General features: G+C 60.9%; 11 protein-coding genes. All 11 read left to right on the forward strand.

Going from position 1 to position 14,730, the window contains the following annotated elements; all coding sequences use genetic code 11:
- Positions 1-560: 560 nt before the first annotated feature.
- The 11 genes from B1722_RS13060 to B1722_RS13110 all read left to right on the forward strand — a co-directional run bounded on the left by B1722_RS13060 (position 561) and on the right by B1722_RS13110 (position 14,727).
- Positions 561-1,961, forward strand: a complete 1,401-nt coding sequence (locus B1722_RS13060; RefSeq protein WP_041065404.1) for a polynucleotide adenylyltransferase PcnB — start codon at positions 561-563, stop codon at positions 1,959-1,961.
- 3 nt (positions 1,962-1,964) lie between these two features.
- Complete coding sequence (gene folK, locus B1722_RS13065) at positions 1,965-2,450, forward strand: 2-amino-4-hydroxy-6-hydroxymethyldihydropteridine diphosphokinase (RefSeq protein ID WP_041065401.1); 486 nt, start codon at positions 1,965-1,967, stop codon at positions 2,448-2,450.
- A 396-nt stretch (positions 2,451-2,846) separates the two neighbouring features.
- On the forward strand, positions 2,847-3,647 hold the full coding sequence (gene panB / locus B1722_RS13070) for a 3-methyl-2-oxobutanoate hydroxymethyltransferase (RefSeq protein ID WP_041065398.1): 801 nt from the start codon (positions 2,847-2,849) through the stop codon (positions 3,645-3,647).
- Complete coding sequence (gene panC / locus B1722_RS13075) at positions 3,644-4,504, forward strand: pantoate--beta-alanine ligase (RefSeq protein ID WP_086792834.1); 861 nt, start codon at positions 3,644-3,646, stop codon at positions 4,502-4,504. The genes panB and panC overlap by 4 nt, the downstream gene beginning before the upstream one ends.
- 199 nt (positions 4,505-4,703) lie before the next feature.
- On the forward strand, positions 4,704-5,084 hold the full coding sequence (panD, locus tag B1722_RS13080; RefSeq protein WP_041065393.1) for an aspartate 1-decarboxylase: 381 nt from the start codon (positions 4,704-4,706) through the stop codon (positions 5,082-5,084).
- A 230-nt stretch (positions 5,085-5,314) separates the two neighbouring features.
- Positions 5,315-6,979 (forward strand): glucose-6-phosphate isomerase, encoded by a 1,665-nt coding sequence (gene pgi / locus B1722_RS13085; RefSeq protein WP_047296605.1) that lies wholly within the window; start codon positions 5,315-5,317, stop codon positions 6,977-6,979.
- A gap of 213 nt (positions 6,980-7,192) precedes the next feature.
- Entirely contained in the window at positions 7,193-9,130 is a 1,938-nt protein-coding gene (gene acs / locus B1722_RS13090) for an acetate--CoA ligase (protein ID WP_041065387.1), read from the forward strand.
- A 51-nt stretch (positions 9,131-9,181) separates the two neighbouring features.
- Positions 9,182-10,054 carry an oxygenase MpaB family protein gene (locus B1722_RS13095; protein WP_086792835.1) on the forward strand — a complete coding sequence of 291 codons (873 nt, stop codon included), beginning with the start codon at positions 9,182-9,184 and terminating at the stop codon, positions 10,052-10,054.
- A 191-nt stretch (positions 10,055-10,245) separates the two neighbouring features.
- A complete protein-coding gene (locus tag B1722_RS13100) occupies positions 10,246-11,262 on the forward strand; it encodes a class I SAM-dependent rRNA methyltransferase (protein WP_041065381.1) in 1,017 nt (338 codons plus the stop codon).
- A 220-nt stretch (positions 11,263-11,482) separates the two neighbouring features.
- Positions 11,483-14,431: a DUF748 domain-containing protein gene (locus B1722_RS13105; protein ID WP_086792836.1), complete on the forward strand. Its 2,949-nt coding sequence runs from the start codon at positions 11,483-11,485 to the stop codon at positions 14,429-14,431.
- A complete protein-coding gene (locus B1722_RS13110; RefSeq protein WP_086792838.1) occupies positions 14,431-14,727 on the forward strand; it encodes a DUF2845 domain-containing protein in 297 nt (98 codons plus the stop codon). Before B1722_RS13105 ends, B1722_RS13110 begins: the two co-directional genes overlap by 1 nt.
- The last annotated feature ends 3 nt before the right edge of the window (positions 14,728-14,730 follow it).

Consider the following 14,730-nt stretch of genomic DNA (forward strand, 5'->3'; position numbering starts at 1 on the left):
CACGGCACCTGCTATATGTTTGGTACAAGAACAATAACAAGCAATGCACAAGACAATAAAAATAAGACGAATCGACTCACGCACAATAAAAACAAGACGGCGAGAGGCGCAGCTAACTGATTCTTTTGGAGAGGCGTTGTATTTGGGGCTAGCCCCACGACCAGGCCGAGAACAACAAAAACTGTCCTAAGACAGAGCCTGTACTGGTTGGATCGCAAGATCACTGCAACACAGCGACCAAAGCAATCCGTTTGCTCTTGGCTCCCGATTGGGAGGGTCATGAAGGAAAAGCTTCATGGCGAGGGCACTCAACAAAAACAAGAAGCCCGAATCAATAATAAAAAGAGCACGCAACTACTTCTTGGGGAGCTTCGGCTCCCCTTGTAGTTTCTGTCTTTCGGCAAAAACCTCCGTTTCGACCCTGCCCGATGCCTGTAGCCTGCGGCTTGCAGCGCAAATCTGCTGCGTCCTACACCATCCCCCGACTAAATGCTAGAATCTGCGCCCATCATGCGGTCATTCTTTGGTATGGCCGAACATTCCTTCAAACAGTGCATCCCATGCTGAAGAAGCTGTTCCAGTCATTCCGAACACCCGTGCGTCGTACGCAACACATCCGCAGCACTCCTGAAGTGCTCAACAGCGGCCAACATTCGCTGCAAAAGGGGCAATTCAGCCGCTATGCGGTGAATATCGTCGAACGCTTGCAGGGCGCCGGCTACCAGGCCTATCTGGTCGGCGGTTGCGTGCGTGACATGCTCCTGGGCATCACGCCCAAGGATTTCGACGTCGCCACCAGCGCTACCCCCGAGCAAGTCCGAGCCGAATTCCGCAATGCGCGGATCATCGGTCGCCGCTTCAAGCTGGTGCATATCCATTTCGGTCGCGAAATCATTGAAGTCGCGACCTTCCGCGCCAATCACCCGGTCAATGAAGACGACGAAGACAGCAATCAGTCCTCGCGTAACGAGAGCGGACGGATTCTGCGCGACAACGTCTACGGCACCCTGGAAGAAGACGCGCAACGCCGCGACTTCACCATCAACGCCCTGTATTACGATCCGGTCAGCGAGCGCATTCTCGATTACGCCAACGGCGTACACGACATCCGTAATCACCTGATCCGTTTGATCGGCGATCCGAAGCAGCGTTACCAGGAAGATCCGGTACGCATGCTGCGGGCCGTGCGTTTCGCCGCCAAGTTGAATTTCGGCATCGAGAAGCACACCGTGCAGCCGATCCGCGACCTGGCGCCGATGCTGCGCGAGATCCCGTCCGCTCGCCTGTTCGAGGAAGTGCTCAAGCTGTTCCTCTCCGGCCACGGCGCGATCACCTTCGAGATGCTGGTCGATCTGCAACTGTTTGCCCCACTGTTCCCGGCCAGTGCCGACGCCCTGGAATACAACCCGGAATACACCCACACGTTGATCAGCGAAGCGCTGACCAACACCGACCTGCGCATAAAACAGAACAAACCGGTCACACCGGCGTTCCTGTTTGCCGCCCTGCTGTGGCCTGCCCTGCCGGCCCGCGTATTGCGCCTGCAAGAGCGTGGCATGCCGCCGATTCCGGCCATGCAGGAAGCCGCGCATGAGCTGATCGCCGAACAGTGTCAGCGCATCGCCATTCCAAAGCGCTTCACCATGCCGATCCGCGAGATCTGGGACATGCAGGAACGTCTGCCACGCCGCAGCGGCAAACGCGCCGACCTGCTGCTGGACAATCCACGTTTCCGCGCCGGTTACGACTTCCTGCTGCTGCGGGAAAGCGCTGGCGAGGAAACCGACGGTCTGGGCGAATGGTGGACGGATTATCAGGACGCCAACGACAGCGAACGTCGCGACATGATCCGCGATCTCAGCGGCAAAGGTGATGACGCCAGCGGTGCGCCACGCAAACGTCGCCGCAGCAGTGGTTCCAAGCGCAAGCGTGCCGGGGCTTCCAGCTCGACGGGCGAATAAGGCATGGAACGCATCTATATCGGTCTGGGCAGCAACCTCGCTGACCCGGCCGAACAACTGCGCAGCGCGCTCAATGCGCTGGGGCAATTGCCGCAAACTTCCCTTGCTGGTGTTTCGGCGTTCTATCAGAGCGATTCACTGCTGCCGGGACAACCGCGTTACACCAACGCGGTCGCTGCCCTCGACAGTGATCTCGCGCCGCTCGACCTGCTCAATGCCCTGCAAGCCATCGAAAACGATCAAGGTCGGGAGCGCCTGGAGCGCTGGGGGCCGCGTACGCTGGATCTGGATATCCTGTTGTTCGGTGATCGCCTGATCGACCAGCCGCGACTGAAAGTCCCGCACTACCAGATTCAGGAGCGGGCATTCGTGCTCTATCCTCTGGCCGAACTGGCTCCCGCCGATCTGCGCCTGGCCGATGGCCGCACGTTGGCTGACCTGCTCGCCGCCTGCCCGTTCGTAGGCTTGGAACGCCTCCCGACAGATTGATTACAATCCCCTGTGGGAGCGAGCCTGCTCGCGAAGGCGGTGTGTCATTCAACACTGCGTTGACTGATCCGCCGCCTTCGCGAGCAGGCTCGCTCCCACATGGGTTTATTGCATACGCTGGATTTTGTCGGACAAAACTCGCCGAATCAGCTCCGCCGTGCCGCTGAATCGCATCAGTAACGCCGGTAACACTCCCCTCGTAACAATGCGGTAACACACGCAATTGACTTCCTAGGTTCTCCTCACGACTATAGGCGTCCCGCTGCCGCCAACCCGGCACATACGGGCGCAATCCAGGCCTTATAAGCACGACAAAAGACCGTGCGCCTGAGTAGACGAAGAATCACGCGCGTTACTCGCAGTAGTTTCCAGAGCGCCTGAACGAGGATTTTTTACATGCCAGCCATCACCCTGACCACGCTCCAGAGCCTCAAGCAGAAAGGTGAAAAGATCACCATGCTGACCTGCTATGACGCGACCTTCGCCCACGCCTGCAACGAGGCCGGTGTCGAAGTGCTGCTGGTGGGCGACTCCCTCGGCATGGTTCTGCAAGGGCACGACAGCACCTTGCCGGTGACCATCGCAGAAATGGCCTATCACACCGCTTGCGTCAAACGCGGCAACACCGACGCCCTGATCCTGGCTGACCTGCCGTTCATGGCCAACGCCACGATCGAGCAAACCCTGACCAACAGCGCCACGCTGATGCAGGCCGGCGCGCACATGATCAAGGTCGAAGGTGCGCTGTGGCTGGCGGAGTCGATCCGCCTGCTGGCCGAACGCGGTGTGCCGGTCTGCGCGCACATGGGCCTGACCCCACAGGCGGTGAACATTCTTGGCGGCTATAAAGTGCAGGGCCGCAACGAGAACCAGGCGCGGCAGATGCGTGCCGATGCGATCTCGCTGGAACAGGCTGGGGCCGCCATGCTGTTGCTCGAATGCGTGCCGAGCGAACTGGCGGCGGAAATCAGCCAGGCCGTGAAGATTCCGGTCATCGGGATTGGCGCCGGTAGCGATACCGACGGTCAGGTACTGGTGCTGCACGACATGCTCGGCCTGTCGATCACCGGTCGCGTGCCGAAATTCGTCAAGAACTTCATGCAGGGTCAGGACAGCATCCAGTCCGCACTGAAGGCCTACGTCAACGAAGTCAAAGGCGTTACGTTCCCAGGCCTCGAACACGGATTCTCTGCATGAACACTGTCAAAACCGTACGCGAATTGCGTGCCGCCGTGGCCCGCGCCCGCAGTGAAGGCAAACGCATCGGCTTCGTGCCGACCATGGGCAACCTGCACAGCGGTCACATTGCGTTGATCACCAAAGCCACACAGCGCGTGGACTTCGTGGTTGCCAGCATCTTCGTCAACCCGCTGCAGTTCGGCGCCGGCGAAGACCTCGACAAGTACCCGCGCACCCTGGCGGCGGATCAGGAAAAGCTGCTGCAAGCCGGCTGCCATTTGCTGTTCGCCCCGACCGTCGAAGAGATGTACCCCGACGGCATGGCCGGGCAGACCCGGGTCAGCGTGCCGCAACTGTCTGAAGGCCTGTGTGGCGCCAGCCGTCCGGGGCACTTCGAAGGTGTGGCGACGGTGGTCAGCAAGCTGTTCAACATGGTGCAGCCGGACTTGGCGATCTTCGGTCAGAAGGATTTCCAGCAACTGGCGGTGATCCGCGCGTTGGTGCATGACCTGAACATGCCGATCCAGATCATCGGCGAACCGACCGTGCGTGCCGCCGACGGCCTGGCGCTGTCATCGCGCAACGGTTTCCTCAGCGAAGACCAGCGTGCGGTGGCCCCGGTGGTCTATCGGACCCTGAGCGCAATCGCCGAGTCGATCAAGCAAGGCGAGCGCGACTACCCGGCGCTGATCGCCGCTCAAGTGCAACAGCTGGAGGCCGCCGGCCTGCGCCCGGACTATTTGGAAATCCGCCACGCCCTGACCTTGCGTCCGGCAACGGCTGAAGACCGCGATCTGGTGATTCTGGTGGCCGCGTTCCTCGGCACCACGCGGTTGATCGACAACTTGCATCTGAATCTCGATAGCCCAGCTTAAAAAACAGCGCAATACCCCTGTGGGAGCGAGCCTGCTCGCGAATGCGATCTGTCAGTTGACAACGATGTCGACTGTTCCGACGCTTTCGCGAGCAGGCTCGCTCCCACATTGGTTTCTGGTGTCCACACAGACCATATTGCCGCCCCCAAAGCCTTCGGGCACACTGCCCGCCGTTCGTTTCCAACCCGGGAAATCCCTCATGCAAGCCATCATGCTCAAGGCCAAGCTGCACCGCGCCGAAGTCACTCATGCGGTACTCGATTACGAAGGCTCCTGCGCCATTGATGGCGAGTGGCTGGACTTGTCCGGCATCCGTGAATACGAGCAGATCCAGATTTACAACGTCGACAATGGCGAGCGCTTCACCACCTACGCGATTCGTGGCGAAGAAGGTTCGCGGATGATTTCGGTGAACGGCGCAGCCGCGCATAAGGCCAAGGTCGGCGACCGCGTGATTATTTGCGCCTACGCCCATTACAGCGAAGCGGAACTGGTCAATTTCAAACCGCGCATGCTGTACATGGCCCCGGGCAATGAGCTGAGCCACACCAGCAACGCGATTCCGGTTCAGCTCGCCTGAGCCGCTTCGAGGCGCCACTCCCCTTCCGTTGGTCGGCCCGTTCCCGGTATTGATGTTAAAAAAGTACAGGGAACAGGTCAGAAGAAGTCAAGACAGATCGCAGCGCGAGGTTTACTGTATTCGCCCTGCGTTGAAAAATCGTGTCGACGCATTTGACCCTCGCCCAACCAGGGCGTATCGGTCTGTTCTGTGTTCAAAAGGCCGTTCAAGTAAAAAGGAAAACCGCAGCGATGGCGTACTACCGCACTCCTCATGACGTTACCGCTCTGCCTGCCTGGCAGGCGTTGAAAGATCACCGACAAGCCATGCAGGATTTCAGCATGCGCGAGGCCTTCAACGCCGATCCGCAGCGCTTCAATCAATTCACGCTCAGCAGCTGCGGCCTGTTTCTCGATTATTCGAAGAACCTGATCAACGCCGAGACCCGCAACCTGCTGGTGGGCCTGGCCAATGAAGTCGATCTGAAAGGCGCGATCAAAGCGCTGTTCGACGGCGAAATCGTCAACGCCTCCGAAGGCCGCCCGGCGCTGCATACCGCCCTGCGCCGCCCGGTGGGCGACAAGCTGTCGGTCAATGGCGTCAACGTGATGCCGGAAGTGCACAAGGTGCTGAACCAGATCACCGATCTGGTTGGCCGCATCCACGACGGTCTGTGGCGTGGTTACACCGAGAAGCCGATCACTGACGTGGTCAACATCGGCATCGGTGGCTCGTTCCTCGGCCCTGAGCTGGTTTCCGAAGCATTGCTGTCCTATGCGCAGAAAGGCGTGCGCTGCCATTACCTGGCGAACATCGACGGCAGTGAATTCCACGAGCTGACGCAGAAGCTGCGCGCCGAAACCACACTGTTCATCGTTTCGTCGAAATCCTTCAACACCCTCGAAACCCTGAAGAATGCTCAAGCCGCCCGTGCCTGGTATCTGGCGCAGGGTGGTTCGGAAGCCGAGCTGTATCGCCATTTCATCGCGGTATCGAGCAACAACGCGGCAGCCGTCGCGTTTGGCATCCGCGAAGAAAACATCTTCCCGATGTGGGACTGGGTCGGCGGTCGTTACTCGCTGTGGTCGGCCATCGGTCTGCCGATTGCCCTGGCCATCGGCATGTCCAACTTCAAGGAACTGCTGTCCGGTGCCTTCACCATGGACCAGCATTTCCAGAGCGCACCGTTCGAACAGAACATGCCGGTGCTGCTGGCCCTGCTCGGCGTGTGGTACGGCAACTTCTGGGGCGCGCAAAGCCACGCGATCCTGCCGTACGACCACTACCTGCGCAACATCACCAAGCACTTGCAACAGTTGGACATGGAATCCAACGGCAAGAGCGTGCGTCAGGACGGCACCTCGGTGTCGACCGATACCGGCCCGGTGATCTGGGGCGGCGTCGGCTGTAACGGTCAACACGCGTATCACCAGTTGCTGCACCAGGGCACCCAATTGATCCCGGCCGACTTCATCGTGCCGATCGTCAGCTTCAACCCGGTCTCCGATCACCATCAGTGGCTGTACGCCAACTGCCTGTCGCAGAGCCAGGCGCTGATGCTCGGCAAGACCCTGCCGGAAGCCGAGGCCGAACTGCGCGAAAAAGGCATGAGCGAAGAGCAAGTGCGCAAACTCGCACCGCACAAGGTGATTCCGGGCAACCGCCCGAGCAACACCCTTGTGGTCGAGCGCATCAGCCCGCGTCGTCTTGGCGCGCTGGTCGCCATGTACGAGCACAAAGTGTTCGTGCAGAGCGTGGTCTGGGGCATCAACGCCTTCGACCAGTGGGGCGTGGAACTGGGCAAGGAATTGGGCAAAGGCGTTTACAACCGTCTGGTCGGCAGCGATGAAACCGTTGCTGACGATGCTTCCACCCAAGGCCTGATCAACTACTTCCGCGGTCGTCACCGCGGGTGAGGTGAATGGCTTGCCCACAAATCCTGTGGGCAAGCCATTTCCAATGTGGGAGCGAGCCTGCTCGCGAATTCGGTGTGTCATTCAGCATCTTTGTGGCTGATACAGCGCATTCGCGAGCAGGCTCGCTCCCGCAGTTGTTTCAGGGATGACTTGAACCTCCAGGCCGCTCGGCGCATCTTTATTCCTGTCGCACAACAAGAATAAGGAACCGTCATGTTCGATATCAGCACGTTCCCCAAAGCCGATGCCGTCCGCCGGGCTGCGCAGTTGAGTCAGGACGACTATAAGCGTCTGTACCGCGAATCGATTGAACACCCCAGCGCCTTTTGGGCCGAACAGGCCACGCGCTTCCTCGACTGGAGCACACCGTGGCAGACCGTTCAGCGCTACGACCTGAAAACCGGTGAAGCGTCCTGGTTTGCCGGCGGCCAACTGAACGTCAGCTACAACTGCATCGACCGCCACCTCGCACAACGCGGCGAGCAGACCGCGATTCTCTGGGAAGGCGACGACCCTGCCGAATCGGCACAGATCACTTACAAAAAACTCCACCATCATGTCTGCCGCCTGGCCAACGTCCTGAAAAGCCGTGGCGTGAAAAAAGGCGACCGGGTGTGCATCTACATGCCGATGATCCCCGAGGCGGCCTACGCGATGCTCGCCTGCGCGCGGATCGGCGCGATTCACTCGGTGGTGTTCGGTGGTTTTTCCCCGGACTCCTTGCGCGACCGTATCCTCGACGCCGACTGCCGCACGGTGATCACCGCCGATGAAGGCGTGCGCGGCGGCAAATTCGTACCGCTCAAGCAAAACGTCGACAAGGCCCTGCACAGTTGCCCGGACGTCAGCACGGTCGTCGTGGTCGAACGCACTCAAGGCAAGGTCGATTGGGTCGAAGGCCGTGACCTCTGGTATCACCAGGCCGTGCGTGACGTCAGCGACGACTGCCCGCCGGAGCCGATGGACGCCGAGGATCCGCTGTTCATCCTCTACACCTCCGGCAGCACCGGCAAACCCAAGGGCGTGCTGCACACCACCGGCGGCTACCTGCTGCAAGCGGCGATGACCTTCAAGTACGTGCTCGATTACCGCGAGGGCGAAGTGTTCTGGTGCACCGCCGACGTCGGCTGGGTCACCGGCCACAGTTACATCGTCTACGGCCCGCTGGCCAACGGCGCGACCACACTGATCTTCGAAGGCGTGCCGAGCTACCCGAGCAGTTCGCGCTTCTGGCAGGTGATCGACAAACATCACGTCAACATCTTCTACACCGCGCCGACTGCCCTGCGCGCGTTGATGCGCGAAGGTGCCGGACCGCTGCAGGAAACGTCGCGCCAAAGCCTCAGACTGCTCGGCAGTGTCGGTGAGCCGATCAACCCGGAGGCGTGGGAATGGTACTTCAACGTGGTCGGTGAACAGCGCTGCCCGATTGTCGATACCTGGTGGCAGACCGAAACCGGCGGCATCATGCTCAGCCCGTTGGTGAGTGCCCAGCGGATCAAACCGGGTTGCGCCACGCAGCCGATGTTCGGCGTGCAACCGGTGTTGCTCGACGAGCACGGCAAGGAAATCAAAGGCGCCGGCAGCGGCGTGCTGGCGATCAAGTCGAGTTGGCCGGCGCAGATCCGCAGCGTCTACGGCGACCCGCAACGGATGGTCGACACCTATTTCAAACCCTACCCCGGCTATTACTTCACTGGCGACGGCGCACGCCGCGACGAGGACGGCGACTACTGGATCACCGGGCGTATCGATGACGTGATCAACGTCTCCGGCCACCGCATCGGCACCGCCGAAGTGGAAAGCGCGCTGGTGCTGCACGACAGCATTGCCGAGGCCGCCGTGGTCGGTTACCCGCACGACGTCAAAGGCCAGGGCATCTACGCCTTCGTCACTCCCATGAACGGCTTCGAGCCGAGCGATGATCTGAAGAAAGAGTTGCTCGCCCACGTCAGCAAGGAGATCGGCAGCTTCGCCAAACCGGACCTGATCCAGTGGGCGCCGGCCTTACCGAAAACCCGTTCAGGCAAGATCATGCGGCGCATCCTGCGCAAGATCGCCTGCAACGAACTCGACAGCCTCGGTGACACCTCGACCCTGGCCGATCCAAGCGTGGTGCAGGGTTTGATCGACAAGCGCCTCAATCAGTAACATCCGTGGCGCGGTCACCCTGCCGCGCCCGTTCATCACCTATGAGTTGTCATGGAATTCATCCGCAGCCGTATCGAAAACCAACTCATGAGCCTGACCGGGCTGTCCCTCGGTCAGCTTGATCTGGAAAACCCCAAGGGCGATCCCGGGCTGTTCGGGCCGGACTCGATCAGTTGGCAAGTGCACGGCGATTTCAGCAGCATGCTGATCGGCGGCATCAGCGCGTTGTTGCTGCAAGCCCTGCACCCGCTGGCGCTGGCCGGGGTCTGGGATCATTCGAACTTTCGTCAGGACATGCTCGGGCGTTTGCGCCGCACCAGTCAGTTTGTCTCCGGCACCACGTTCGGCTCGCGCCGCGACGCCGAATGGCTGATCGACAAAGTGCGCACCATTCACCTGCAAGTGGTCGGTACCGCGCCGGACGGCCGACCGTATGCGGCCAGCGATCCGGACCTGCTGACCTGGGTGCACGTAGCCGAGGTCAGTCACTTTCTTGCCGCGCATCTGCGTTACCGCAACCCGCAATTGTCGGGGGCGGATCAGGATCGCTACTACGCAGAAATCGCCGTGGTCGCCGAGCGTCTGGGTGCGCGGGACGTGCCGAAATCACGTCAGGCCGTGGCCGACTATCTGCAACGCCTGCGCCCGCAACTGCTCTGTGATGAGCGCAGCCGCGAAGTCCTGCGCCTGCTGCTCGACGCCCCGGCCCCGAGCATGCTGGCCCGACCTTTTGGCGACCTGATGATGAAGGCTGGCATCGATCTGCTGCCGGACTGGGCCAGCGCCATGTTCGGCATACGGCAGAATCCGCTGCAACGCCAGCTGATCCGCGCCAGCGTCAAGCGCAGTGCACCGATGCTGCGCTGGGCGATGCGCAATGGTTCGGTGCAGCGAGCCAAACGACGGATGGGTCTGTTGATCTGATCTATACACAGAACCTGTGGCGAGGGAGCTTGCTCCCGCTGGGTTGCTCAGCGACTCTCGAAATGTTGCGAGCGCTTCGCACTCGAGCGGGAGCAAGCTCCCTCGCCACAGGTCTGAGGAATGGCTCAGGGCATCTGTAGCTGCACAATGCTAAACTCCCGCGCCCACATTCTCACCAGCAAGGCGCACGCATGTCTTCCTTGAATCAGGCGCTGCGCGCCGCCCTCGACCAACGCCAGGATCTGCTCGCTGAGCTGCACAGCCAGGGCACCGATTGCTATCGGCTGTTCCACGGCAGCCAGGAAGGCGCCGGCGGCCTGACGGTGGACCGCTATGGCCCGCAACTGCTGGTGCAGAGCTTTCACCAGACGCTGGAACGTGACGACCTGCTGCAACTGCACGCCCTGGTCAACCAGACCCTGGGGTTTGACACCCTGCTGGTCTACAACGACCGCTCCCGCGGCAACTCGCGGATTGACCGCGAAGACAGTGTCTACAAAGCCGACGAGGCCGCGCTGGTGGATCTGGTCGGTCATGAGTGGGGCCTGAACTACCGCGTGCGCGGGCGGCATGCCGGACAGGATCCGTTGCTGTTCCTCGACCTGCGCAACACCCGTGGCTGGGTCAAGGATCACGCCAAGGGCAAGCGCGTGCTCAACCTCTTTGCCTACACCTGCGGCGTTGGCCTGAGTGCCGCTGCCGGTGGTGCGCGCGAGGTGTGCAATCTGGATTTCGCCGAAGGCAATCTGGCGGTCGGCCGTGAGAACGGCCTGCTCAACCCGCAATTGCCCGAGATGCAATTTATCCAGTCCGATTATTTCCCGGCGATCCGTCAGTTCGCCGGGCTGCCGATCAGCCAGCGGCGCGGGCAGAAACTGCCGAGCTATCAGCGCCTCGAACAGCGCCAATACGATCTGGTGCTGCTCGATCCTCCGGCCTGGGCCAAGAGCGCGTTCGGCACCGTCGACCTGCTGCGCGACTATCAAAGCCTGCTCAAACCGGCGCTGCTGACCACCGCCGACAACGGCGTGCTGATCTGCTGCAACAACCTGGCGAAAGTCAGCATGGACGACTGGCGCGAACAGGTCCTGCGTTGTGCAGAGAAGGCCGGGCGACCGGTGCGCGAATGGAGCGTGATGACCCCGGGCGCGGACTTCCCGTCGCTGGACCAACAGCCACCGCTGAAAACCCTGATCCTGCAGCTGTAACCCCCCCTGCGGGACTGGCAACCATCCAATGTGGGAGCGAGCTTGCTCGCGAAGGCGGCGCGTCAGTCAGCATATTTCTCGACTGATCCGCCGCCTTCGCGAGCAAGCTCGCTCCCACAGTGTCTTGGTCCTACAGAACAATCTGAACAATCCTGTCCCCCACGATGTACTTCGGAACCAGAATCGCGTGCCATACTCCAAGGCACTCCGATTCAGACAGATGAAGCCGCACATGCCCAAAGGATTGATCCGCGCGATTGGCGCCTTGTTGACTGCTCTGGCCCTCTACAGCCTGCTGGGGTTTCTGATTTTGCCGGGCGTCGCCCTGCGCATTGCCAACCAGCAACTGGCGAACTACGCCACGGTGCCGGCGCATATCCAGCGCATCGAACTCAATCCGTTCAGCCTGGAAGTCACCCTGTGGGGCTTGGTCGTCGGTGAGCCGGGCAAGGAGCAAGTCGGCTTCGAGCGGCTGTACGCCAACCTGCAACTCGACAGTCTGTGGACCAAGGCGCTGCACCTGGCCGATATCGAGCTGGACAAGCCCAAGACCGAAATCCTCTTCGCCAAGGACGGCCAGCTCAATCTGCTGGGCCTGTTCAAGATTCCCGCCAGCGAACCGACCCCGGCCGATCCGAATGCCAAGCCGTTCCCGCTGCGCATCGATCGCATTCAGCTGGCCGGCGGCAACGTGCATTTCGAGGACGCGCGGCCGAGCGAGCCCATCGAGTTCCTTTACGACAAACTCGACTTCGAACTGAAAAACCTCAGCACCCTGCCCGAAGACAATGCCGACATGACCCTGGTGGCTGCCGGCCCGGCCGGTGGGCAGATCGACTGGAAAGGCAACTTCAGCCTGATCCCGTTCACCTCTGAAGGCACCTTGAAAGTCACCGACGGCAAGATGAAATCCTTCTGGCCCTATGTGCGTGACGCCCTGCCGCTGGTGCTCGAAGACGGCGTGATCAACCTCAGCACCGAGTACAAACTGAATCTGTCGAAAGAAACCGAACTGCTGCTGAACAACGTCGCGGTGAACATAGCGCCGTTCGCAATCAAGGCGCCGGACGGACGTCCGCTGGCCAGATTCGAACGCCTTGATGTCAGCGAGACCTCGCTGGACCTGGCCAAACAGCAGGTAGTGGTCGGCAAGATCCGCAGCAACAAACTGGAAACCTGGGCCGCGCTCGAAGCCGACGGCCAGCTCGACTGGCAGAAACTGTTCGCCAGTCAGCCGTCAAAACCTGCCGCCAAGGCCGCCGCCGAACCCAAGACCACTCCGGCCGCCGCCGACTCGCCGAAAGAGCCGGCCGCGCCGAGCAAGCCCTGGCAGGTGCTGCTCAAGGATGTGCAACTGCGCAACTACACCGTGCATCTCGCCGACCGTTCGGCCAACCCGCCGGTGGCGCTGGATGTGACGCCGCTGAATATCGACCTGCAGGATTTCGACAGCCTCAACGGTTCGCCCTTCAAGGTCAGGCTCGACAGCGGTCTGGGCAAACAAGGCAAGATCAACGCCGACGGCGTGGTCAACCTCGCACCGGTTACCGCCCAGCTCAACGTGAAGACACAGGACATCGACCTGCGTGTCGCGCAGTCCTACATCAATCCGTTCATTCGCCTGGAATTGCGCAGCGGCATGCTCGGCAGTGACCTCAAGGTCAACCTCAAGAGCACCGAGCCACTGGCACTCAGCGTTACCGGGCGCGCGCAGATCGATCAACTGCACACCCTCGACACCCTGAAAACCCGCGACTTCCTCAAATGGCAGCAAGTGGTGGTTGAGGGCATCAACTATCAACACGGTGACAGTGTGTCGATCGACAAGGTCAACCTGTTCCAGCCGTATGTGCGGTTCATGATCAACGATGACCGCACCACCAACATTGATGATTTGCTGATCCCGCAACCTGCCGATTCCGGGGCGAAAACGGCAGCGGCCAAACCCGCCAGTAACTCGAAACCGCTGGGCATTCACATTGGCGGTATCGCGATCAATGACGGCTCGGCCAACTTCGCCGACTTCAGCCTGACCCCGAACTTCGCCACGGCAATCCAGCAACTCAACGGCCAGATCGGCACCATCGACAGCCGTCAGGCGAAACCGGCCAGCGTCGACGTCAAGGGCAAGGTCGACCGCTATGCGCCGGTGACCATCAAAGGTGCGGTCAATCCGTTCGACCCGATGGCCAGCCTCGATATCGCTACCAGTTTCAAACGCGTCGAACTGACCACGCTCACCCCGTATTCCGGCAAATTCGCCGGCTACCGCATCCGCAAGGGTCGGCTCAATCTCGACCTGCACTACCTGATCACCAAGGGCCAGTTGAAGGCTGAAAACAAAGTGGTGGTCGAGCAGCTGCAACTCGGCGAGAAAGTCGACAGCCCGGATGCCGTGAGCCTGCCGTTGAAACTGGCGATTGCCCTGCTCAAGGACGTCGATGGCAAGATTTCCATCGAATTGCCGGTCACCGGCGACCTCAACAACCCGCAATTCAGCGTAATGCCGATCGTCTGGCAGACCCTGCGCAATCTGATCGTCAAAGCGGCTGCCGCGCCGTTCAAGCTGATTGGCGGACTGGTCAGTGGCGGCGGCTCTGAAGACCTCGGCACCGTGTCCTTTGCCCCAGGTTCGAGCGACCTGAGCAAAGACGCCGAATCAGCGCTGGACAAACTGTCCCAGGCGCTCAAGGAACGTCCGGCCCTGCGCCTGGAGATCGAAGGCACCGCCGCGCAAAGCAGCGACGGTCCGCTGCTGGCCGAACAGCGTCTGGAACGCGAATACCAGTACAACTACTACAAGATGCTCCAGCGCCGTGGCGACAAGGTGCCGGCCCAGGCTTCCCTGCTGCAAGTGCCGGAGAACGAGAAAGGCCCGTTGCTCGAAGGCATCTACCGCACGCGTCTGAAAACCCAGCCGCCGGCCGAATGGAAGGATCTGGGCAAGGAAGAACGCACGGCGAAAATGCGTGACGGCGTGATCAAGTTCTGGAGCTCCAGCGATGTCCTGCTGCGGCAGTTGGGTCAGGAACGCGCCAGCAGCATCAAGGACTATCTCGTCGACAAGGGCCAACTGGCCGATGACCGGGTGTACTTCATCGATGCCAATCTGGGCGAGGCCGAGAGCGATGGCCGGGTCGTGACGCAAATGCACCTGGACGCCGAATGATGAACCGCAAATGGCGGGTGGCTTTGACGCTGCTGCTCGCCGCCAGCCCTGCGCTGGCCTCCGACACGCTGCGCTGTGGCAGCCAACTGGTCAGTCTCGGCGACCGTGCCAGCGAAGTGCTGCAGAAATGCGGCGAACCGGTCAGCCGCGATGTCCTCGGCTACAAACGCAGCGCCAACCGGCGCGAAGAATTTCAGGTCGAGGAATGGACCTACGGCCCGAGCAACGGCATGTATCAATACCTGCGCTTTGAAGGCAGTCGCCTGCGGCAGATCAACAGCAAGCGCGGTAACTGAAAG

The sequence above is a fragment of the Pseudomonas sp. SCPG-7 genome, from assembly GCF_002156405.1.
In the GTDB taxonomy this organism is placed as follows: domain Bacteria; phylum Pseudomonadota; class Gammaproteobacteria; order Pseudomonadales; family Pseudomonadaceae; genus Aquipseudomonas; species Aquipseudomonas parakoreensis.